This is a genomic window from Tistlia consotensis USBA 355 (assembly GCF_900177295.1).
GTDB lineage: Bacteria > Pseudomonadota > Alphaproteobacteria > Kiloniellales > DSM-21159 > Tistlia > Tistlia consotensis.
Genome location: NZ_FWZX01000001.1, coordinates 771,059 through 792,952 on the forward strand (window position 1 = coordinate 771,059; position 21,894 = coordinate 792,952).

The 21,894-nt window shown below is 73.5% G+C and carries 16 protein-coding genes; 9 read left to right on the plus strand and 7 right to left on the minus strand.

Annotated features, from left to right (window positions below):
- Positions 1-17: 17 nt before the first annotated feature.
- Positions 18-1,451, plus strand: a complete 1,434-nt coding sequence (tldD, locus tag B9O00_RS03535; RefSeq protein ID WP_085121023.1) for a metalloprotease TldD — start codon at positions 18-20, stop codon at positions 1,449-1,451.
- Between the two features lie 184 nt (positions 1,452-1,635).
- Here tldD and B9O00_RS03540 read toward each other — a convergent pair whose 3' ends face one another.
- Positions 1,636-2,031 (minus strand): RidA family protein, encoded by a 396-nt coding sequence (locus tag B9O00_RS03540; protein WP_085121024.1) that lies wholly within the window; start codon positions 2,029-2,031, stop codon positions 1,636-1,638.
- Positions 2,032-2,328: 297 nt separating this feature from the next.
- On the opposite strand from B9O00_RS03540, the gene B9O00_RS03545 reads away from it, so the two are divergent.
- Positions 2,329-3,654 (plus strand): AmpG family muropeptide MFS transporter, encoded by a 1,326-nt coding sequence (locus B9O00_RS03545; protein ID WP_085121025.1) that lies wholly within the window; start codon positions 2,329-2,331, stop codon positions 3,652-3,654.
- Here B9O00_RS03545 and B9O00_RS03550 read toward each other — a convergent pair.
- A complete protein-coding gene (locus B9O00_RS03550) occupies positions 3,612-4,673 on the minus strand; it encodes a glycosyltransferase family 9 protein (protein ID WP_085121026.1) in 1,062 nt (353 codons plus the stop codon). The genes B9O00_RS03545 and B9O00_RS03550 overlap by 43 nt on opposite strands.
- A 48-nt stretch (positions 4,674-4,721) precedes the next feature.
- Between B9O00_RS03550 and B9O00_RS03555 the strand changes: the two genes are divergently transcribed.
- Together B9O00_RS03555 and B9O00_RS03560 are read left to right on the plus strand one after the other, a co-directional pair.
- The gene (locus B9O00_RS03555; RefSeq protein WP_085121027.1) at positions 4,722-5,234 is read left to right on the plus strand and encodes an O-acetyl-ADP-ribose deacetylase; all 513 of its coding nucleotides are present in this window, start codon (positions 4,722-4,724) and stop codon (positions 5,232-5,234) included.
- An 82-nt stretch (positions 5,235-5,316) separates the two neighbouring features.
- Positions 5,317-8,031 carry a bifunctional acetate--CoA ligase family protein/GNAT family N-acetyltransferase gene (locus B9O00_RS03560; RefSeq protein ID WP_085121028.1) on the plus strand — a complete coding sequence of 905 codons (2,715 nt, stop codon included), beginning with the start codon at positions 5,317-5,319 and terminating at the stop codon, positions 8,029-8,031.
- 27 nt (positions 8,032-8,058) lie between these two features.
- On the opposite strand, the gene B9O00_RS03565 is transcribed toward B9O00_RS03560, so the two are convergent.
- The gene (locus B9O00_RS03565; protein WP_085121029.1) at positions 8,059-9,561 is read right to left on the minus strand and encodes an aromatic amino acid ammonia-lyase; all 1,503 of its coding nucleotides are present in this window, start codon (positions 9,559-9,561) and stop codon (positions 8,059-8,061) included.
- Positions 9,562-9,692: 131 nt separating this feature from the next.
- Between B9O00_RS03565 and B9O00_RS03570 the strand changes: the two genes are divergently transcribed.
- Positions 9,693-10,697 carry an ornithine cyclodeaminase family protein gene (locus B9O00_RS03570; RefSeq protein WP_085121030.1) on the plus strand — a complete coding sequence of 335 codons (1,005 nt, stop codon included), beginning with the start codon at positions 9,693-9,695 and terminating at the stop codon, positions 10,695-10,697.
- Between the two features lie 99 nt (positions 10,698-10,796).
- On the opposite strand, the gene phoB is transcribed toward B9O00_RS03570, so the two are convergent.
- The 3 genes from phoB to B9O00_RS03585 all read right to left on the minus strand — a co-directional run bounded on the left by phoB (position 10,797) and on the right by B9O00_RS03585 (position 14,123).
- Complete coding sequence (gene phoB, locus B9O00_RS03575) at positions 10,797-11,495, minus strand: phosphate regulon transcriptional regulator PhoB (RefSeq protein ID WP_085121031.1); 699 nt, start codon at positions 11,493-11,495, stop codon at positions 10,797-10,799.
- The gene (phoU, locus tag B9O00_RS03580) at positions 11,492-12,256 is read right to left on the minus strand and encodes a phosphate signaling complex protein PhoU (RefSeq protein ID WP_085121032.1); all 765 of its coding nucleotides are present in this window, start codon (positions 12,254-12,256) and stop codon (positions 11,492-11,494) included. Before phoU ends, phoB begins: the two co-directional genes overlap by 4 nt.
- Before the next feature lie 412 nt (positions 12,257-12,668).
- Positions 12,669-14,123 (minus strand): ATP-binding protein, encoded by a 1,455-nt coding sequence (locus B9O00_RS03585; protein ID WP_085121033.1) that lies wholly within the window; start codon positions 14,121-14,123, stop codon positions 12,669-12,671.
- Positions 14,124-14,342: 219 nt separating this feature from the next.
- On the opposite strand from B9O00_RS03585, the gene B9O00_RS03590 reads away from it, so the two are divergent.
- Complete coding sequence (locus tag B9O00_RS03590) at positions 14,343-17,714, plus strand: P-loop NTPase fold protein (protein WP_159460080.1); 3,372 nt, start codon at positions 14,343-14,345, stop codon at positions 17,712-17,714.
- Positions 17,715-17,721: 7 nt separating this feature from the next.
- Here B9O00_RS03590 and B9O00_RS03595 read toward each other — a convergent pair whose 3' ends face one another.
- Entirely contained in the window at positions 17,722-20,004 is a 2,283-nt protein-coding gene (locus tag B9O00_RS03595; protein WP_085121035.1) for an NADP-dependent malic enzyme, read from the minus strand.
- 150 nt (positions 20,005-20,154) lie between these two features.
- Between B9O00_RS03595 and B9O00_RS03600 the strand changes: the two genes are divergently transcribed.
- The 3 genes from B9O00_RS03600 to B9O00_RS03610 form a co-directional block, all read left to right on the plus strand.
- Entirely contained in the window at positions 20,155-20,769 is a 615-nt protein-coding gene (locus tag B9O00_RS03600) for a sigma-70 family RNA polymerase sigma factor (RefSeq protein ID WP_085121036.1), read from the plus strand.
- Positions 20,766-21,557 carry an anti-sigma factor gene (locus B9O00_RS03605; protein ID WP_159460081.1) on the plus strand — a complete coding sequence of 264 codons (792 nt, stop codon included), beginning with the start codon at positions 20,766-20,768 and terminating at the stop codon, positions 21,555-21,557. The genes B9O00_RS03600 and B9O00_RS03605 overlap by 4 nt, the downstream gene beginning before the upstream one ends.
- A gap of 63 nt (positions 21,558-21,620) precedes the next feature.
- Positions 21,621-21,894, plus strand: a 274-nt coding sequence (locus tag B9O00_RS03610; RefSeq protein ID WP_143596134.1) for a transposase, incomplete at its 3' end; no start/stop codon positions are given.

A 21,894-nucleotide genomic window follows, 5' to 3' on the forward strand; every position in this document is an offset into this window, starting at 1 on the left:
CAGCCGAGGTCCCCGCCATGTCCCATCTCGCCACCACCGACGCGCTGTTCTACGAGCGGGCCGGCCTCGACCGCGACCGCCTGCAGGCCCTGGTCGACGATGCCCTGGGCGGCGCCGACGACGGCGAACTGTTCCTGGAGTACCGCCAGTCCGAGGCGCTGGGCTGGGACGACGGCCGGCTGAAGAGCGCCTCCTTCGACACCGCCCAGGGCTTCGGCCTGCGCTCGGTCGCCGGCGAGGCGGCGGGCTACGCCCATGCCAGCGAGCTCAGCGAGGACGCGGTCCGGCGTGCCGGCGAGACGGTCAAGGCAGTGCAGCGCGGCCACGGCGGCGTCATGGCCGCCGGCCCGGCCGGTACCAACCAGCGGCTCTACAGCGACGACAACCCGCTCAACGCCCTGGCCTTCGAGACCAAGGTCAAGCTGCTCGGCGAGATCGACGCCTACGCCCGCGCCAGGGACCCCCGGGTCCGCCAGGTCTCGGCGGGGGTCTCCGGCAGCTGGCAGGCCGTGCAGATCCTGCGCGCCGGCGGCGAGCGCCTGGCCGACGTGCGGCCGCTGGTCCGGCTCAACGTCGCCGTGGTGATGGAGCAGGACGGCCGCATGGAGACCGGCAGCCACGGCTTCGGCGGCCGCTTTTCCTACGACAAGCTGATCGACCCGGCCGAGTGGAGGGCCGGCGTCGACGAGGCGATCCGCCAGGCGGTCGTCAACCTCTCCTCGATCGACGCGCCGGCTGGCGAGATGCCGGTCGTGCTGGCCTCGGGCTGGCCCGGCATCCTGCTGCACGAGGCGGTCGGCCACGGCCTGGAGGGCGACTTCAACCGCAAGAAGACCTCGGCCTTCGCCGGCCTGCTCGGCGAGCGGGTCGCCGCGCCCGGTGTCACGGTGGTCGACGACGGCACCATCCCCGACCGGCGCGGCTCCCTGACCGTCGACGACGAGGGCACGCCCTCGGAGCGCACGGTGCTGATCGAGGACGGCAGGCTGGTCGGCTACATGCAGGACCGCCAGAACGCCCGCCTGATGGGCATGAAGCCGACCGGCAACGGCCGGCGCCAGTCCTTCGCCCACATCCCGATGCCGCGCATGACCAACACCATCATGCTGGGCGGCGACCGCGAGCCGGCCGAGCTGCTGGCCGGCGTCAAGAAGGGCCTCTACGCCGTCAACTTCGGCGGCGGCCAGGTCGACATCACCAGCGGCAAGTTCACCTTCTCCTGCACCGAGGCCTACCTGATCGAGGACGGCAAGGTCGGGCCGGCGGTCAAGGGCGCGACGCTGATCGGCAACGGCCCCGACGTCATGACCAGGGTCGCGGCGATCGGCAACGACATGGCCCTCGACCCCGGCATCGGCACCTGCGGCAAGGAGGGCCAGGGCGTGCCGGTCGGCGTCGGCCAGCCCTCGCTGCTGATCTCCTCGATCACCGTCGGCGGCACGGCGGCGTGAAGCCGATCAGGCCGGCTGTCCACGACCATTGCCAAATGGCTTCATCCTGAGCCTGTCGAAGGGTGAAGCCATTCGGCTCCGTCCGTGCCGTCTTCGCTTCGCCCTTCGACAGGCTGTTCAGACAGGCTCAGGGTGAAGCGAATCGGGAGCCGCGAAAGCGCAGGAAGCGAGCGCGGATGCCCGCTCAGCTCGCGGCCACGGCCTCGATCTCGACGACCCAGGCGGGATCGGCCAGGCCGGCGACGACCAGCAGGGTCGAGGCCGGCGCGGCGCCGGCCAGTGCCGCGTCGCGCGCCGCGCGGTAGGCCGGCAGCAGGTCCTGGCGGGTCAGGTAGGCGTTGGTCCGCACCAGGTTCTCGGGGCCGAGGCCCTCGGCGTGCAGCAGCGCCAGCAGGTTGGCCCAGGCCTGGCGGATCTGGCCGGCCGCGTCCTCGGCCAGGGTGCCGTCCGGCGCCACGCCGACCTGCCCGGAGAACCAGACCCAGCGCCGGTGCGGCTCGACGCTGACCAGCTGGCTGTAGCGAGAGGCCGGGCGCGGCGCCCCCTGCGGATCGCCGTGTCGGTGGATCGTCTCGGCCATGCTCCCCCTCCGGTCGAGAAATTTCCGGCGCGACCGCAATTTTCCGTTGCGCGTTAACCATCGCTTAATAACTCGCGCCTATGCTCCTGATTACGGTAGCCGTCCCCCAAACGCTACTGCTTCCCTCCAAACCCCAGGCAGAGCCGCGGCCCCCAACCGCGGCTCTACCGTTTGTGGCCTCCGCCGCCGCCTGCCGGCGGGCCCGGTTCCGGGCCCCGCCCCCGTTTCTTCGCTTGCCTGCGACTCCCGGCGGCAGCGTATAAGCGTGCCCGCGATGACGAGCTTCCGGATCCGGCGATGAGCGCGCCCAGGGCGCGGCGCGACTGGCGGCAGGCGATGGCCGTCTACGGCACCCGGCGCATGCTGGCCGTGCTGCTGATGGGCTACGCCAGCGGCCTGCCGCTGCTGCTCGGCTTCTCGACGCTCAGCTACTGGATGGCCAAGGCCGGGGTCGACCTGACGACGATCGGCCTGACCCTCTCGATCGGCACGCCCTACGCCTTCAAGTTCCTCTGGGCGCCGGCGCTCGACCACCTGCCGCTGCCCTTCTTCACGCGCCGCTTCGGCCACCGCCGCGGCTGGCTGATCGCGATCCAGCTGGCGCTGGCCGGCGCGATCGCCCTGGTCGGCCAGACCAACCCGGTCGCGGCGCCGCTCACGACCTTCCTGGCGGCCCTGCTGATGGCGACCCTCTCGGCGACCCAGGACATCGTCGTCGACGCCTACCGCATCGAGGTGCTGGACGAGGCGGAGCAGGGCGCCGGCGCGGCGACCACCCAGGCCGGCTACCGGATCGGCATGATCGTCGCCGGCGCCGGCGCGATCGGCCTGTCCGACTTCCTGTCCTGGGACCTGGTCTACCTGATCATGGCCGGGATGATGCTGCTCGGCCTGCTCGGCAGCGCGATCGGCCCGGAGCCGGCCCGGCCGCCGCGGCCGGCGGAATTCGCCCGCAAGCAGGGCGAGGCCCTGGTGCTGGCGCGGCTGCGCTACGCCGTCCTCGACCCCTTCCTCGACTTCATGGGCCGGCGCGGCTGGCTGGTGATCCTGCTGTTCGTGCTGCTCTACAAGTACGGCGACGCCGTCGCCGGCGCGATGCAGAACCCCTTCTTTCACGACCTCGGCTACAGCGGCGTCGAGATTGCGGGTGTCACCAAAGTCTTCGGCGTCCTTGCCACGCTGGCCGGAGTCTTCGCCGGTGGCGCCCTGGTGGCGCGCCTGGGGATCCTGCCGGCCCTCTTCGTCGGCGGCGTTCTCCAGGCCGCCACCAACCTGCTGTTCGCGGCCCAGGCCGCGATGCATCTGGACGGCGTGGCGACTCTGGCGGTCGTGGTCGGGGCCGACAACTTCACGGGCGGCCTCGGCTCGGCCGCCTTTGTCGCCTACCTCTCGAGCCTCTGCAACGTCGCCTTCACCGGCACGCAGTACGCGCTGCTGACCTCGCTGATGGCCTTCGGCCGGACCCTCTTCGCGACCTCCAGCGGCTGGCTCGCCGCCGAGCTCGGCTGGGCCGGCTTCTACGTCTCGACCCTGGCCCTGGCGATCCCCGGCCTGCTGCTCCTGCTGCTGCTGATCCGGGTCTATCCGCCGAAGCCGGCCGCCGAGAGCTCCTCGACCGCCTGACGCACCGCCGCGAGCGGGATCGCGGCCATCTGCCCCTCCGACCCCGCGCCCCCGAAATCCTGGGCCCGCAGGATCCGGCCCCGCCCCCTGCCCTGGCCGGTCCAGGGCGCGAACTTGGCCGGCGCGGTCGGGCCGAACAGCGAGACCAGCGGCACGCCGGCGGCGGCGCAGAGGTGGCCCGGCCCGGCGTCGTTGGCGACCGCGACCCGGCAGCGCGCGGCCAGCGCCAGGGAGGCCAGCGGCGAGGCCTCCGGCATGCGCTCCAGCGGGAAGTCGGCGTCCGGCAGGATCGCCGCGATCCGCTCGCGCCAGCCCTGCTCCTGGGGACCGAGCAGGAAGGCCGGCGCCCAGCCGCCGGCGGCCGCCTCGGCGGCGAGCGCCAGGTAGCTCTCCAGCGGCCAGCACTTCAGCTTGCCGCCGGCCCCGGGGCAGAGCAGCAGGCGCCGCGGTCCCCCGGGCAGCGCCGCCGCGGCGGCCTCGGCCAGGGCCCGCGGCACCGCTACGCTGCCGGAAGGATCGAGCGGACCGCCGGCCGCACCCCAGCGCGCCACCGAGGCGAGCTCGAGCAGCTGGTCGACCATGCGCGGCGGCCGGCGCCGCGGCCCGCGCCGGTCCGAGAGCAACCAGCCGCCGGTCGCCGAGACGAAGCGGCGGTGGCGGATGCGGCGCAGGATCAGGGTGGTCAGGCCGCGCCGCTGGGTGTCGAGGATCAGGTCGAAGCGGCGGCCCGGCAGCGGCCGGCGCAGCAGCTCGCCGGCCCGCAGGCCGATGCCCTGGTCCTCCAGCACCTCGTCGAGCAGGCCCGCGACCGCCGGCGCCAGCTCGTGGGCGAAGACGGTCCGCCCCTTGCCGGCCAGCCAGGTGACCCGCGCCGCCGGCCAGGCCCGGCGCACGGCGCGCAGGAACGGCAGCTTCATCAGGCCGTCGCCGAGCAGGTCGAGGCCGACGTAGATCAGGACGCTCTCCGGATCGGGGCCGGGATCGGGGGCGGGCTCGGGATCGGGGCGGGGAGACGGCATGGCGCGCCGCTTATGGCAGCGCCGGGCCACGCGGTCTAGACTGGCGCCATGACCGCGACGCGCCTGGAGCTGCACGCCGGGGACATCACCCGGCTCGCCGTCGACGCCATCGTCAACGCCGCCAACGGCCGGCTGATCCCCGGCGGCGGGGTCGACGGCGCGATCAACCGCGCGGCCGGGCCGGAGCTGGCCCGGGCGATGGCAGCGCACGGCGGCTGCCCGACCGGCGAGGCGCGGATCACCCCCGGCTTCCGCCTGCCGGCGCGCTACGTCATCCACACGGTCGGCCCGGTCTGGCACGGCGGCGGCAGCGGCGAGGACGCGCTGCTGGCCTCGGCCTACCGCAGCAGCCTGGCGCTGGCGCTGCAGCACGGCCTCGCCAGCATCGCCTTCCCGGCGATCTCGACCGGCGTCTACGGCTTCCCGCCGGAGCGCGCCGCCGACATCGCCATCGCCACGGTCCGCGACTGGACCGCCGCCCATCCGGGCCTGGAGCGGGTCGTGTTCTGCGTCTTCGGTCCCGAGGCCGAGACGATCTACCGCGACAGACTGTCTTCCTGATGTCATCAGAAAGAGGCTGAAGAGCCGGTCCGGAGACACTATGTTGCACTGCAACAAAACTCTGGCAGGCGACTAGACGACCATGAGCGTGCGCAACCTCGACCGGCTGTTCAAGCCGACCTCCCTCGCGCTGATCGGCGCCAGCAAGCGGCCCGACTCGGTCGGCCGCGTGGTCGCCCGCAACCTGTTCAACGGCGGCTTCGACGGGCCGATCATGCCGGTCCACCCGAAGCATCCGGCGATCGAGGGCACCCTCGCCTACCCCTCGGTCGCCGACCTGCCGATCGCGCCCGACCTGGCGGTGATCTGCACGCCGCCGGACAGCGTGCCGGAGCTGGTCGCCGAGCTCGGCGCACGCGGCACGCGAGCCGCGGTGGTGATCACCGCCGGCTTCGGCGAGGGCGGCAACGAGGCCGGCGCCGCGCGGCGCCAGCGCCTGCTCGACGCCGCCCGGCCGCACACCCTGCGCATCGTCGGGCCGAACTGCGTCGGCGTGCTGCTGCCGCGGCTCGGCATCGACGCCAGCTTCAGCCACATCGCCGCCGCGCCCGGCGACCTCGCCTTCCTGACCCAGTCCGGCGCCATGGTCACGGCGATGCTCGACTGGGCGGCGCCACGCGGCATCGGCTTCTCCCAGGTCGTCTCGCTCGGCGACATGACCGACGTCGACTTCGGCGACCTGCTCGACTACCTGGCGGTCGATCCGGGCACCCGGGCGATCCTGCTCTACGTCGAGGGCGTGACCAACGCGCGCAAGTTCATGTCGGCCTGCCGAGCCGCCTCGCGCGCCAAGCCGGTCATCGTCATCAAGGGCGGCCGCCACGCCGAGGGCGCCAAGGCGGCCTCGTCGCACACCGGCGCGCTGGCCGGCTCCGACGCGGTCTACGAGGCCGCCTTCCGGCGCGCCGGCGCCCTGCGCGTGCAGACCCTGGAGGAGCTGTTCGACGCCGCCGAGACCCTGGCGACCGCCAGCCCGGCGCGACGCGGCGCGGCCGACCGCCTGGCGATCCTGACCAACGGCGGCGGCCCCGGCGTGCTGGCGACCGACGCCTTGATCGACCAGGGCGGCCGCCTGGCCGAGCTGGCGCCCGAGACCATCGCGACGCTCGACGCCGCCCTGCCGGCGACCTGGAGCCGCGGCAACCCGGTCGACATCATCGGCGACGCGCCGGGCAGCCGCTATTCGGCAGCCCTCGAGGCGCTGCTCGCCGATCCCGGCGTCGACGCCGTGCTGGTGATGAACTGCCCGACGGCGGTCGCCGATCCCGGCGAGGCGGCCGGCGCGGTGATCGAGACGGTGCAGGCCGCCCGCGCCCGCGAGATCCGCCGGCCGGTCTTCACCAACTGGCTCGGCGACCCGGCGGCGCAGGCCTCGCGCCGGCTGTTCGCCGCCAACCGCCTGCCGACCTACGACACGCCGGAGCGGGCGATCCGCGCGGTCATGCACCTGGTGCGCTACCGCCGCGGCCAGGAGGAGCTGCTCGAGACCGTGCCCTCGATCCCCGAGGGCCACCAGCCCGACACCCAGGGTGCGCGCGAGATCCTGCGCCGCGCCCAGGACGAGCAGCGGACCTGGCTGACCGAGCCCGAGGCCAAGCGGATACTGGAGTGCTACGGCATCCCGACGGTGCGCACGCGCACCGCGGCGACGGTCGACGAGGCCGTCCAGGTCGCCGGCGAGCTCGGCTATCCGGTCGCGCTCAAGATCCTGTCGCCGGACATCACCCACAAGTCGGACATCGGCGGCGTCGCCCTCGACCTGGAGAGCGAGGCCGACCTGCGCACCCACGGCGAGGCGATCCTGCGCCGCGCCCGCGAGGCCAAGCCGGACGCCCGCATCGACGGCTTCTCGGTGCAGGAGATGTGCCGCCGGCCCGGCGCCATCGAGCTGATCCTCGGCCTGGTCGAGGACCACCAGTTCGGCCCGGCGGTCCTGTTCGGCCAGGGCGGCACGGCGGTCGAGGTGGTCAAGGACAAGGCGATCGGCCTGCCGCCGCTGAACCTGCGCCTCGCCCGCTCGCTGATGGCCGAGACCCGGATCTACCGCCTGCTCAGCGGCTACCGCGACACGCCGCCGGCCGACCTGGAGGCCATCGCCCTCGCGCTGGTGCGCCTCTCGGAGCTGGCCGCCGAGCTGGCCGAGGTGGCGGAGGTCGACATCAACCCCCTGCTCGCCGACAGCAAGGGCGTCATCGCCCTCGACGCGCGGGTCAAGGTCAAGCCGAAGGAGGCCGTGGACCCGACGGTCTCGCCGGCCGCGCGCCTGGCGATCCGGCCCTACCCCAAGGCGCTGGAGCAGGAGGGCACGCTGCTCGACGGCACGACGGTCAAGATCCGCCCGGTCAAGCCGGAGGACGAGCCGGCGGTCCAGGAGCTCTATCGCCACCTGACGCCGGAGGACATGCGCCTGCGCTTCTTCGCGCCGAAGGCCGAGATCGGCCACGAGTCGGCGGCGCGCATGACCCAGATCGACTACGACCGCGAGATGGCCCTGGTCGGCCTCTTCCCCGACGAGCCGGGCCAGATCTTCGGCCTGGCCCGGATCGCCGCCGACCCCGACGGCCGCACCGCCGAGTATGCCGTCGCCGTGCGCTCGGCGATCAAGGGGCGCGGCCTGGGCTTCCTGCTGATGCGCCGGATCCTCGACTACGCCCAGCGCCGCGGCATCAAGGAGGTCCACGGCGACGTCCTGACCGAGAACCGCCGGATGCTTCAGATCTGCGGCGAGCTCGGCTTCGAGCGCCGCCTCGACCCGCAGGACAGCCAGGTCGTCAAGGTCGTCAAGACCTTCGAGTAGCGGGCCGGGCGCGGAGCCCGCAGCCTGCTATTCCCCGAAGGCGCCGGCCCTCAGGTCGCCGGCCAGGGCCTCGATCTCGGCCGCCAGCGGCCGGTCCTCGGCGAGCGGCGGCGAGCGGCGGCGCACGGCGGCCAGCACCGCCGCCATCGGCGGCGTCAGCGCCCCGGCGAGCCCGCGCAGCTCGACCGCCTGGGCGGCGACCAGGGCCTCGATCGCGACCAGCCGCTCGAAGGCGTCGAGCAGGCCGAGGCCGCAGCGCGCGGCGAGCGGCGCATTGGTCAGCGAGTCCTCGACGCCCTCCGCGTTGACGCTCGGCCAGACCGCGACCGGCTGGGCCGCCTGCTGGACCTCGCCGAGCAGCGCCTCGGCCAGCTTCATGACCGGGGCGAAGCCGTTGCTGTCGGCGCCGGGACGCGCCAGGAACAGCGGCAGGCCGGTGAAGCGCTCGGCCAGCAGCTTGGCGCAGCGCCCGACCAGCAGCACCGCGACCTGCGCCAGGGCGCGGTTCAGGGTCTCGACCGCCAGGGTCAGCCAGGGCGTCTGGAAGGCGCCGTTGGAGACCACGCGGTCGTCCTCGAGCAGCACCGCCGGGTTGTCGCTGGCGCCGTTGATCTCGGCCTCCGCCGCCGCGCGCGCGGCCGCCAGGGCGGCATGGGCGGCGCCGTGGGTCTGCGGCAGGGTGCGGAAGGACAGCGGGTCCTGCAGGCGCCGGGCCGCGCCCGGTGCCTCGAGGCCGCTGCCCGCGAGCAGCTCGCGCAGCTCGGCCGCCGCCTCGTCCTGGCCCGGCTGCGGGCGCAGCGCCAGGGCCGCCGGGTCGAGCGGCGAGAGATTGGCGCGGAAGCCCTCCATCGACAGGGCCGCGCTGCGCTGCACGGCCGCGAGCGCCGTCGCGGCCCGCGCGGCGAGGAGCGCGGCGAGGGCGCCCGAGAAGCTGGAGTGGTTGGCCAGCGCCAGGCCGTCGCGCGGGCCGAGCGGCAGCGGGGCGAGGCCGGCGGCGCGCAGCAGCGCCGTGCTCGGCCCGACCCGCCCCTCGGCGTCGACCAGCTCGCCCTCGCCGGCCAGCGCCAGCCCCATCGTCGCGCCGAGCAGCAGGTCGGAGGCGCCGATCGAGCCGCTTTCGCGGACCAGCGGCGTCAGGCCGCGCGCGAGGCAGGCGACCAGGAAGTCGGCGACCGCCGGGTCGCAACCGGCGGCGCCGCGGCCGAGGCCGTTGAGCCGCACGATCATGGCGGCGCGCACGACCGCGGCCGGCAGCGGCCGGCCGAGCGACAGGGCCCGGCCGCGCAGGGTCTGCAGCGAGAAGGCGGAGAGCTCGGCCTCCGACAGGCGCTCGGTGGCGCGTGCGCCGAGCCCGGTGGTCAGCCCGTAGACCGCCTCGCCGGACTCGAGGGCCCGGGTGACGACCGCGCGCGCCGCGACCAGACGCGCCCGTGCCGAGTCGCCCAGGCGCACCTCCGGCCGGACCGCCGCGGCAGCCTCGGCGAGCGCCCGGCAGGTCAGGCCCTCGCCGTCGAGTTCCAATGCTTCCATGGCCCGCAGACTGCCCGCTCCGCGGCCCGGACGGAAGAGCAGCTTTGGCGAAACTGCGGGTTCCCGATCATGCCGGGCTCTGCCAGGGTGCCGGGCCCGCCCGCCCCGTCCCCGCAGGAGCCCCGACCGCCATGCCCGAGATCCACATCACCTACCTGAACGGCCCCGACATCGAGCGCCTGGCGCTCACCGACGCGGAGATCCTGGCGGCGATCGAGGACAGCCTGGCGGCCCAGGGCCGCGGCGAGACGGTGATCGAGCCGCGCGTCCACCTGATCCCCGAGCCGGGCCGGGTCGAGGGCCACTTCAACGTGCTGCGCGGCTACATCCGGCCGCTCAAGGCGGCCGGGGTGAAGATCGTCGGCGACTACGTCGACAACTACAAGAAGGGCCTGCCCTCGGAGTTCGGCGTGCTCAACCTCTTCGACCCCGAGACCGGCACGCCGACGGCCCTGGTCGACGCCACCGGCATCACCGAGATGCGCACCGGCGCGGTCACGGCGGTCGGCGCCAAGTACCTGGCGCGCAAGGATTCGAAGGTCCTGGGCCACATCGGCGCGCGCGGCACGGCCTACTGGAACGTCCGGCTGCTCGACCACCTCTTCGACTTCGAGGAGATCCGCGTGCATTCGCGCCGGCCGGAAAGCCGCGAGGCCTTCGCCGCGAAGCTCTCGGCCGACCTCGGCAAGCCGGTGACGGTGACCGAGGACTGGCGCTCGACCGTCGAGGGCGCCGACATCGTGGTCGAGGCCTCGCGCCTCTCGGAGCCGACGCCGCTGCTCAGGACCGAGTGGATCAAGCCCTCGGCCTTCGTCGTGCCCTACGGCACGATGAGCGCGGTCGAGCTCAGCCTCACCGACATCATGGACAAGCTGGTGGTCGACGACTGGGGCCAGTGCAAGGGCGGCCCCTTCGGCTCGCTGCGGGCCCACGTCAATGCCGGCAAGCTCAGCGAGGCGACGCTGCACGCCGAGCTCGGCCAGATCGTCGCCGGCCTGAAGCCCGGCCGCGAGCGGGACGCGGAGACGCTGCTGCTGTGGCACCGCGGCCTCAGCACCAGCGACGTCGCGCTCGGCGTCGCCCTGCTGCAGAAGGCGGAACGGATGGGGATCGGGCAGCGGCTCAGGTACGCGTGAGGCCGGGGCGTGTGGCCCCCTCACCCCGCCCCTCTCCCCTCAGGGGAGAGGGAGGGACCCGCGCAGCGGGAGGGTGAGGGGGAAGCCTGCTCCCGGCGCCTATTCCACCAGCTGTCCGTTATCCAGGGCGTAGCCGGCGGAGCGGACGGTGCGGATCAGGTCGGCCTCGTCGCCGTCGTTGAGCGCCTTGCGCAGGCGCCGGATGTGGACGTCGACGGTGCGCGGCTCGACGTAGACGTCGCGGCCCCAGACCGCATCGAGCAGCTGCTCGCGGCTGAACACCCGGCCCGGGTGCTGCAGCAGGTAGCGCAGCAGGCGGAACTCGGTCGGGCCCAGGTGGACGTGGCGGCCGCCGCGCCGCACGCGGTGCGCGGCCAGGTCCATGATCAGGTCGCCGAACTCCAGGGTCTCGCTGGACAGGGCCGGCTGGGCGCGGCGCATCACGGCGCGGATCCGGGCGATCAGCTCGGCGGGCGAGAAGGGCTTGGTAATGTAGTCGTCGGCGCCCGAGTCGAGGCCGCGGATCTTGTCGGTCTCCTCGCCGCGGGCGGTCAGGATGATGATCGGCACGTCCCGGTTCTCGGGCGCCCGGCGCAGCTGCCGGCAGACCTCGAGGCCGCTCATCAGCGGCAGCATCCAGTCGAGCAGGATCAGGTCCGGCTTCTCCTCCTTGGCCAGGACCAGGGCCTCCTCGCCGTCGCGCGCCTCGATCAGCTTGAAGCCCTCGCGCTCCAGGTTGTAGCGCAGCAGGGTGACCAGGGCGGCCTCGTCCTCGACCAGCAGGATCAAGGGAGTCATGGCTTCGGGCTCTCCTCCGTCGCGGCCCGGCCGCGACCGCCTTCGGGCGGCTCGACGACGGTGTAGCTGGAGGTGTCGCCCTTCGGCCGGCCGCCTTCCAGCCGCTGCCCCTTGACCAGGTAGTAGACCAGCTCGGCGACGTTGGTCGCGTGGTCGCCGATCCGCTCGATGTTCTTGGCGATGAACAGCAGGTGGGTGCAGGGCGTGATGTTGCGCGGATCCTCCATCATGTAGGTCAGGGTCTCGCGGAACAGGCTGGTGTAGGTCTCGTCGATCTCCTCGTCGCTCTCCCAGACGTGGGCCGCCAGCTCGGCGTCGCGCGCGACATAGGCGTCGAGCACCCGCTTGATGTTGCTCTGGACCAGCCGGGCCATGCGCGGGATCGAGTGCGCCGGGCGCATCGGCGGCAGCTGGTTGAGCGCCATGGCGCGCTTGGCGATGTTGGCGGCGTAGTCGCCGATCCGCTCCAGCTCGCCGGAGATGCGGAGCGCCGCCACGACCTCGCGCAGGTCGCTGGCCATCGGCTGGCGCAGCGCCAGGGTGTGGATCGAGCGTTCGGAGATCTGCTGCTCCAGCAGGTCGATCTCGCGGTCGCCCTGGACGACCTCGGCGGCGACCGTCGAGTTGCGCCGGGCCAGCGCCTCGACGGCGGTCTCCAGCGCCGCCTCCGCCATGCCGCCCATGCGCACGATGGTGTGCTCGAGCTCCTGCAGCTCGGCGTCGAAGGCCCGCACGATGTGCTCGCCCCGTGGATCTGTCATGGCTCTGCTGGTCCGTCCTTCTGGTGGAAGCCGTCGAAAGGTGCCGGGCGGTCTAGTCTCGCCTCTGCCGGCCGGGTCGCCAAGCCGCGAGACGGCCCTCGGCCGGTGATGCGGCCGGCGCGACGAGTCGCGGACGGGGTGGCCGGCAGTTCGATCAGGGTCTCGTCCATCGCGACTTCGACTGGCCGATGCGGGGGCGGCTCGGGGATCGGCCGGAACGGCCGGAAGACCTGGCCCGTCCGCTCGGGCGGGTGGCGGCGACTCGGCCGCCGCGGGACGGCGGCCGAGCGGACCCTAGCCGGGCGCCGCTGCCGAAATACTACCGTTCCGTGACGCTTCGATGACAGAGATGACGGTTTTTCGACCGGCCGGGGGGACGGCCGGCGAAAGCCGCCGCGGCGGGACGGCCCGGTCAGCCGGCGCGGCGCACCGCGGCGGGCTGCGGCGGACGCTGCGCGGCGGACTCGGCGAGCGGCAGGAAGACCGTGAAGGTCGTGCCCTTGCCGACCTTGCTGTCGATGGTCAGGTGGCCGCGGTGGCGGTTGACGATGTGCTTGACGATGGCGAGGCCCAGGCCGGTGCCGCCGAGCTCGCGCGAGCGCGCGGTGTCGACCCGGTAGAAGCGCTCGGTCAGCCGCGGCAGGTGCTCGCGGGCGATGCCCTCGCCCTCGTCGCTGACGGCGATCGCCAGCACCGGCCGGCCGACCCGCCGGGCCGCGGCGTCGCCGGCCGGCTCGGCGCGGCGTGCGACGACCCGGACGGCGGTGCCGGCGCGGCCGTACTTGATGGCGTTGTCGATCAGGTTCTGGAAGACCTGGGCCAGCTCGTCCTTGTCGCCGACGACCGGCAGGTGGTCGAGGATCCGCACCTCGAGGCGCATGTCCTTGGCGCGGGCGCGCAGCTCCAGCGCGCCGACCACGCTGTCGAGCAGCGCCTGGGGATCGACCGCCTGGTCGGGCGGCGTGTGCTCGCGCATCTCGATGCGCGACAGGCTGAGCAGGTCCTCGACCAGCCGGGCCATGCGCAGCGCCTGCTCGTGCATGATCGCCAGGAAGCGCTCGCGCGCCTCGCCGTCGTCGCGCGCCGGGCCGAGCAGCGTCTCGATGAAGCCGAGCAGGCTGCTGAGCGGCGTGCGCAGCTCGTGGCTGGCGTTGGCGACGAAGTCGGCGCGCATCCGCTCGGCCCGGCGCACGCTGGTCAGGTTGTGCAGCGAGACGATCGCGACCGTGCCGTCGAGCGCCGGCGTGGTCAGCGGCACGACGCGCGCCGAGAAGTACTGCTCGACCTCGCCGGTCAAGGTGAACTCGACGACCCGGCCGCCCTCGCCCGAGACCGCGGCGTCGGCGGCGGCCAGCAGCTGCGGGTTGCGCAGCACGCCGGTCAGGTTGCGCCCCGCCGTGCCGTCGCCGAACAGCGTCTCGGCCGCCGGGTTGGCGCGCACGATCCGGCGGTTGCGGTCGAGCATGATCAGCGGGTCGGGCAGGGTCGAGAGGATCGACTCGTTGCCGGCCATCGCGGCCTCGAGCTCGCGGCGCCGGCGCTCGCGCTCGCGCGCCGTCTCGATGATCGCCTGGTCGAGCTCCGGGGCGAGCAGCTGCGAGCCCGACGCCGGCGGCTTCGGCAGGCTGCCGCCGGCCTCGCTGGCGCGCGGCAGGCTGGCGACGTAGCGGCGCAGCGCCTCGATGTGGTGGAAGTGCGGATAGAGCAGCAGCAGCAGGCCGGCGACGACCACGGCGAGCGCCCCGAGCGCCCAGGCGCCGTCCAGCCGGCCGAGCAGCCAGAGGCCGCCCAGCGCCGCGAGGCTTGGCAGGGTCATCACGAACAGGGCGACCGGCAGGCGCCGGCCCAGGGTCGATTTCGCCGCCATCGCGGTCGCTTTCGCCTTCCTCTTCCCGGCCGCCGGGGGTCGCTGCGGAGCGCCGGAGCCGACCGGCAATGGTATAGATGTCCGCCGCGTCGCGCGAGAAGACCGCAGCCTATAGCACGCTTGTGTGAAGGCTGTGCTGCAATCACAAGGCGATGCTACTGTTGCTCGGGCCGCCGGCAGGCCATGGAGGAAACGGACCATGGACGGGGGTGGGCAGCCATGGACGCGCCAGACTTCGACCCGGACGCGCCGAGCCACTGGATCTTCCAGGCCAACCACGAGAAGTACGACCTCGCCAGCGAGCTGAAGCCGGGCGGGACCGAGGGCTGGCTGGCCAGCCGCTACGCGACCCGCATGCGCCCTGGCGACGTGGTCTGGCTGTGGCAGTCCGGCGAGCGCGCGATCCACGGCTGGGGCCGGCTGGTCAGCCCGGCCCTGCGCGATCCGGACGACGGCCGTTTCTGGGTCCAGCTGCAGTGCGAGGCGCGCTTCGGGGAGCCGCTGCCCCTGGAGGCGATCCGCGGCGAGCCCGATCTGGCCGGGCTGCAGATCCTGCGCGCCCCGCAGGGCACCAACTTCGCGCTGACGCCGTCCCAGGCCGCCGCCCTGACCCGGATCGCGGCGGCACGGGACCTGCAGGCGCCCGAGCCGCCGGGCACGCTGGAGCGCGGCGCCTTCGTCTCCGCGAGCTCGTCGACGCCGCTGCTGGATCTGCTGGGCCGCGCCCGGACCCGCCCGCTGATGCTCGGGGCGCTGGTGCAGTGCGTCGACCTGCTGGCGGCGCTCTTCGCCGAGGGGCAGACGACGACAGCGGCGGCGGCGGACGAGGAGCCGGCGGTCGTCTGGCTGCGTCGCGCCCTGGCGCCGCAGCTGTCGTCCGGCGGTCCGGAGGCGACGGCGGGCCCGGCGCTGTCGATCCTGGAGAGCCTGCCCGCGCGGGAAGACCTCTACGACGCCGGCGTCGACGGCGAGACGGCGGGCCGGGCGATCGAGCGCCTGGGCGAGAGCTTCTCCGCCGAGGCGGCGGCCGTGGTCGAGAGGGCGGCGCAGATCCAGTCCGCCACCGAAGTTTTGACCGATGGTCAGTCGCTGCCGCCGCCCGAGCAGCGGCCGGCCTTCGACTATGCCCTGGTCGCCGCGCTCCTGTTCGGCGACCTGCGCGGGGTGCGGGCGCTGCTGGCCGCGGAACGGCTGTCGCTGGCCGCGCTGCGCGAAGCCTTCCTGGCCCAGGTCGAGCGGGTCTTCGGCGCAGGCGCCGCGGCGCGCTGGCGGCGCTTCACCCGCCTGCCCGGCGCCGGGCAGGCGCTGGCCAACTTCTCGGCCGACCGGCCGGAGGGCGAGGACGCGCTGGAGATCGAGCCGGACGTCAAGGCCTTCGCCAGCGTCATCGCGGCGCGCGCCGTGAAGCCGCCGCTCTCGATCGGCCTGTTCGGCAACTGGGGCTCGGGCAAGTCCTTCTTCATGAACCGCCTGCGCGGCCAGATCGAGGCGCTGGCGGCCTCGGCGACGCGGCCGGCGGCGAGCGATCCGGCGGGACTGGAGGAGAATCCCGACTCGCCCTTCTGGCCGAAGGTCGTGCAGATCGAGTTCAACGCCTGGCACTACGTCGAATCGAACCTCTGGGCCAGCCTGGTCGCCCACCTCTTCAACAGCCTGGCGCGCATCGAGGAGAAGGCCGAGGCCGAGCGGACGCTGCGCCACGAGACCCTGCTGCGCCAGCTGAACGTCGCCGCCGAGATCGAGCGCGAGGCCCACGACGAGGAGCGCGCCGCCCGCGACCAGCTGGCAGCGGCGCAGTGGAAGCTGCAGATCAAGCGCCGCGAGGTCGACGAGACGCGGGTCCGGCTGTCGCTGCTCGACCTGCTGCGCGCCGTGCCCTGGGAGGCCGTCGGCGAGCGGATCGAGCCCGAGCTGCGACGCCGGGCCGAGCAGGGCGACGGCGCGGCGCTGGCCGCGATCGAGCGGCAGTTGCGGGAGGAAGTCGAGCGCTCGCGGACCCTCGCCGGCCGGGCGGCGGCGCTGCTGCGCGCCACCGGGCAGCTTGACGGTCGCTCGCGCCTGCTGCTGGCAGTCCTGGCCCTCGCCGTGCTCGGCGCCGGGCTCGGCCTCGCCTGGCTGCTGCGGAGCGTCGACTGGCAGCCGGTCCTGGCCGGCGGCCTCGCGCTGCTCGCGACCGGCCTGGCCTGGTGGCAGCGGGTCCAGGGCATGGCCGACCGGGCCCTGAGCCTGCTCGAACGCAGCCAGCTCAGGCTGGAACGGGTCGTCGCCGCACGGCCGGAAGAGCGGCAGGCGGCGGCCCTGCGCCGAGAGCTCGCCGACCTGGAGGTCGAGCTGGCCAATGCCGAGGTGCAGAGCCGCCAGGCGGCCGGGCGGGTCGAGCGCGCCGAGGCGGCGCTGCGCGAGTTCCGCACCACCAGCTCGGTCGCCCACTTCATCGAGGAGCGCGCCGGCAGCGGCGACTACCGCGGCCAGCTCGGCCTGCTGGCGCTGATCCGCAACGACTTCGAGGAGCTGTCGCGGCGGCTGCGCCGGGCGCGCGGCGAGGCGGACGAGCCGGCGCTGCCGCTGGCCGACCCCGGCCGCATCGACCGGATCGTGCTCTACATCGACGACCTGGACCGCTGCCCGCCGGAGCGGGTCTTCGAGGTGCTGCAGGCGATCCACCTGCTGCTCGCCTTCGACCTCTTCGTGGTCGTCGTCGGAGTCGACGAGCGCTGGCTGTCGCGCGCCCTGGCGATGGCCCGCGCCGGCCTGCTGGCCGGATCCGGCACCGAGCGCCTGAAGCTGCTGCAGTCGCTCGGCGTCGAGACCGCCGACACCGCCGACCCGGCGGACTTCCTGGAGAAGATCTTCCAGATCCCCTTCTGGCTCAGGCCGATCGACAAGAACGCCTTCGGCCGGCTGGTCGACGAGCTGGTCGCCGGCGACTTGCCGCCGGTGGCGGGCGAGGACCGGACCGACGACGCCGCGCCCGGCACGGAGGGAACGGTCACGCCGGGACCGGCGTCCGGCGCCGCGCTCGGCGGCCGCGCGGTCGGGCTGGAGGACGAGGTCGAGGCCGAGGCCGAGACGATCTTCATCGAGCCCTTCGAGCGCGACTGCATGCGCGACCTCTCGGCCGTGGTCGGCCGCTCGCCGCGCACCGCCAAGGCCTTCGTCAACATCTGGCGGATCCTCAAGAGCCGCGAGTCGATCGGCCGGGCCCTGGCGCCGCTGCGCCGCGAGGAGAGCTGCGGCGGCCTGCTGCTGCTGGCCCTGGTCGTCGGCCACCCGCACGGCGCCGAAGCGATCCTCGACCTGGTGCAGTCGGCAAACCCCGCCACGCCGGTCGGCGATCTCTTCCCGCAGCCGGAAGAAGGGGCCATGGACAAGCGGCCGGGTGCGCTGAAGGAGGCCGGCGTCTCGCAGGCTCTCTATCGAGAGATCGCGCGCGTGACCCGCACGCACCTGGGCAGCGAGCTGACCGCGGCCGCGCTGCAGCACTGGCTGCCGACCGTCCGGCGCTTCTCCTTCAGCGCCGCGGTCGCCCGCGACCCGGCCTACCTGGACCTGTTCCGGCGCGCCGGGACGGGCGCCGAAGCACAGACATGACCGCCGGTCACCCGACCTTGGCGGAGACCGCGGCGTGCGCCGCCAGGGCGCCGGCAATGACCAGGTCGTTGACCGTCGAGCCGAGGGGGACGATCTGGGCCGGCTTGTTGAGGCCGAGCAGGATCGGCCCGATGACGTTGGCCGAGCCGAGCTGCTGGACCAGCTTGGCCGAGATGTTGGCGGCGTGCAGCGCCGGCATGACCAGCACGTTGGCCGGGCCGGAGAGGCGCGAGAAGGGATAGAGCTCGCGCATCAGCTCGTAGTCGAGCGCGACGTTGGCCTGCATCTCGCCGTCGTACTCGAAGTCCGGCTGGCGCCGGTCGAGCACCTCGATGGCGTCGCGCACCCGCATCGCCCGCTCGCGCGGCGGGTTGCCGAAGTTCGAGAAGGACAGCAGGGCGACGCGCGGCTCGTGGCCGAGCACGCGGGCCGCCTCGGCGCTCTGCATGGCGATGTCGGCCAGCTCCTCGGCGCTCGGCAGCTCGTTGACCTGGGTGTCGGCGATGAAGACCGAGCGGCCGCGGTGCACCAGGATGTTGAGGCAGAAGGGCACGTGGCCCGGCTTCGGGTCGAGGCAGCGGGTCAGGTCCTCGAAGGCGACGTTGAAGGCGCGGGTCAGGCCGGTGACCAGGGCATCGGCCTCGCCACAGGCCAGCATGCAGGCGGCGAAGACGTTGCGGTTCTGGTTGACCGCGCGCTGGCAGTCGCGGAACAGCATGCCCTTGCGCTTGGCCCGGTTGTAGAGGAACTCGGTGTAGCGCTCCCGGTGATTGCCGATCGAGGCGTTGACGATCTCGCAGAAGTCGCCGGTGCAGCCGATCGACTTCATGGCGTCGCGCACCCGGTTCTCGCGGCCGATCAGCACCGGCCGGCCGTAGCCGGCGTTGAAGAAGGCCTGGGCGGCGCGGATCGTCTTCTCCTCCTCGCCCTCGGCGAAGACGACGCGCTGCGGATGCTGGCGCACCTTGTCGAAGATCCGCTGCAGGCTGGCCGCGGTCGGGTCGAGGCGCCCGGAGAGCTGCTGCTCGTAGCCCTCCATGTCCTCGATCGGCTTGCGCGCGACGCCGGTCTCCATGGCCGTCTGGGCGACCGCCTTGGGGATGGCGACGATCAGGCGCGGATCGAAGGGCGCGGGGATGATGTACTCCGGCCCGTAGCGCAGGCGCCGCCCGGCGTAGGCGCGGTCGACCTCGTCCGGCACGTCCTCGCGGGCGAGCGCCGCCAGCGCCTGGGCCGCGGCGATCTTCATCTCCATGTTGATGGTGCTGGCGCGCACGTCGAGCGCGCCGCGGAAGATGTAGGGGAAGCCCAGGACGTTGTTGACCTGGTTCGGGTAGTCCGAGCGGCCGGTCGCGACGATGGCGTCGGAGCGGACCTCCCTGACCTCCTCCGGGGTGATCTCCGGATCGGGGTTGGCCATGGCGAAGATGATCGGCTTCGGCGCCATCGCCTTGACCATCTCCTGGGTCACCGCCCCCTTGGCGGAGAGGCCGAAGAACAGGTCCGCGCCCTCCAGCGCCTCGGTCAGGGTCCGCCGCTCGGTCTTGACCGCGTGGGCCGACTTCCACTGGTTCATGCCCTCGCTGCGGCCCTGGTAGATGACGCCCTTGGTATCGCAGATCAGCACGTTGTCGTGCTTGAGGCCCATGGCCTTGAGCAGCTCGGCGCAGGCGATGCCGGCCGAGCCGGCGCCGTTGATCACCATCCGGACCTCGCCCAGGTCGCGCCCGGTGAGGTGGCAGGCGTTGATGACGCCGGCCGCCGAGATGATCGCGGTGCCGTGCTGGTCGTCGTGGAACACCGGGATGTCGAGCAGCTCCTTCAGCTGCTGCTCGATGATGAAGCACTCCGGCGCCTTGATGTCCTCGAGGTTGATGCCGCCGAAGGAGGGGCCGAGGTAGCGCACGCAGTTGACGAAGGCGTCGACGTCCTCGGTGTCGATGCAGAGGTCGATGCCGTCGACGTCGGCGAAGCGCTTGAACAGCACCGCCTTGCCTTCCATGACCGGCTTCGAGGCGAGCGCGCCGAGGTTGCCGAGGCCGAGCACGGCGGTGCCGTTGGAGACCACCGCGACGAGGTTGCCCTTGGCCGTGTAGTCGTAGGCCAGCGCCGGCTCCTCGGCGATCCTCAGGCAGGGCTCGGCGACGCCAGGCGAATAGGCCAGCGACAGGTCGCGCTGGGTGGTCAGCGGCTTGGTCGGCGCGATCTCCAGCTTGCCGGGGCGGCCCCGCTGATGGAACTCCAGGGCATCGGCCGCCAGGGTACGGGCCTTCATGGGATCGGTTGCCATCGTCTCGGGACGCTCCCCTCTGGAAAGGAAGGGCCGCTCTGACGGCGGCCTTTCCTCATCCTAGGGCCGCCCTAGTTTGGGGTCAAAGCGCCGCGATCGCAGGCCTGCCGCCCGCGATTCGCGGTGCCCCCGGGGGAGGGACGGGCCGAGGTGACGGCCGAGCCACGACAAGCCGAAAGCCCGGCCGGCGGCGCGCCGGACTCCTCGACCCGGGTCCTGGCGCCGCTGCTCGCGGCCTGCGCCGCCGGCGACCGGGCCGCCTTCGCCACCCTCTACCAGGCGAGCAGTGCGAAACTGTTCGGCGTCGCGCTGCGTATCTTGCGCCGCGATGACTGGGCCAGGGACGTGGTACAGGACGCCTATCTCACGATCTGGCGGCGCGCCGGCGACTATCGGGCCGAGCGCGGCACGCCGATGACCTGGATGATCGCCATCGTGCGCAACCGCGCGCTCGACCGGCTGCGCCGCGACCGCGGCGAGCGCTCGCTCGACGAGCTGACCGAGGCCGGCCTGGAGCCCGACGATCCGCAGGCGCTGGCGCGCGTCGCCGCGGCCGGCGAGGGCTCCGGCACGCGCCTCGTCACCTGCCTCGGGCAGCTCGACGCGCGGGCCCGGCGCTGCATCCTGCGCGCCTACTGCGAGGGCTACACCCACAGCGAGCTGGCCGAGCGCGAGGCCGCCGCGCTGGGGACCGTCAAGAGCTGGATCCGGCGCGGCCTGATCCAGCTGAAGAGCTGCCTGGAGTCGAGGGAAGCGACGCCGTGAGCGAGGCCTGGAGCAAGCGCGAGCAGCTCGCCGCCGACTACGTGCTGGGCACGCTGCCGGCCGCGGAGCGCGCCGCCGTCGAGCGCCTGGCCGTCGAGGACGCCGCCCTGGCCCGGCTGATCGCGGCCTGGCAGCAGCGGCTGGCCGCGCTCGACGCGGCGACGCCCCCGGTCGAGCCGCCGCCCGAGCTCTGGCGGCGCATCGCCGCGGCCCTGCCGCCGGCGGGCGGCTCCGGACCGGCCGAGGGCGACGGCCCCGCGGCCGGCGCCGGCACGCTGGTCTCGCTGCGCCGGGCCCTGAGGCGCCAGCGCTGGGCGACCGCCGGCTTCGGCGCCCTGGCCGCCGGCCTCGCCCTGCTGCTCCTGCTCGGTCCCTCCGGCCTGGGCCTGCTGCTGCCGGAGCCGCCGCCGCCTCCGGGCGCCGAACGGCCGGCCGCGGCGCCGCAGCGCTTCGTCTCGCTGCTGCGCCAGGATCCCGACCAGCCCGGCTTCCTGGTCGAGGTCGACCTCGCAAGAGGCGAGATCGTCGCCCGCCCGGTCGCCCCGACGCCGCCGGCGGTGGGCGGCGACTACGAGCTGTGGCTGGTCGACCAGGGCAAGCCGCGCTCGCTCGGCCTGCTGCCGCACGGCGAGAAGAGCGGCCGCCTGCCGCTCTCGATCCCCCAGCTCGGCAAGGCCGGGCCCGGCGCGCTGCTGGCGGTCAGCCTGGAGCCGGCCGGCGGCTCGCCGAGCGGCCAGCCGACCGGTCCCGTCGTGTTCCGCGGCCGCCTGATCCCGCTGCCGGACTAGGAGCCTGTCCGAGTAAGCGCCTTTGTCTCGACGCTCGGCAGTGGTCGTGATTCACTACGGTTCATGGGCAAGACCTATCGGGCTTGGGAGGTGGACCAGCGGTGGCTGTTGCCGGCGTCGGTGCACGACTTCGTTGCCGCGGACCATCCGGCGCCCCTGGTGCGGGAGATCGTGCGCGGCGAGCTGGACCTGTCGGCGGTGCTGGGGCCGTACGAGCGGGAGCTGCGGGGCTATCCGCCCTATCATCCTGCGATGATGGTAGCGCTGCTGCTCTACGCCTACAGCCGCGGCGTCTACTCCTCGCGGCAGATCGCGCGGGCCTGCGAGGAGCGCCTGG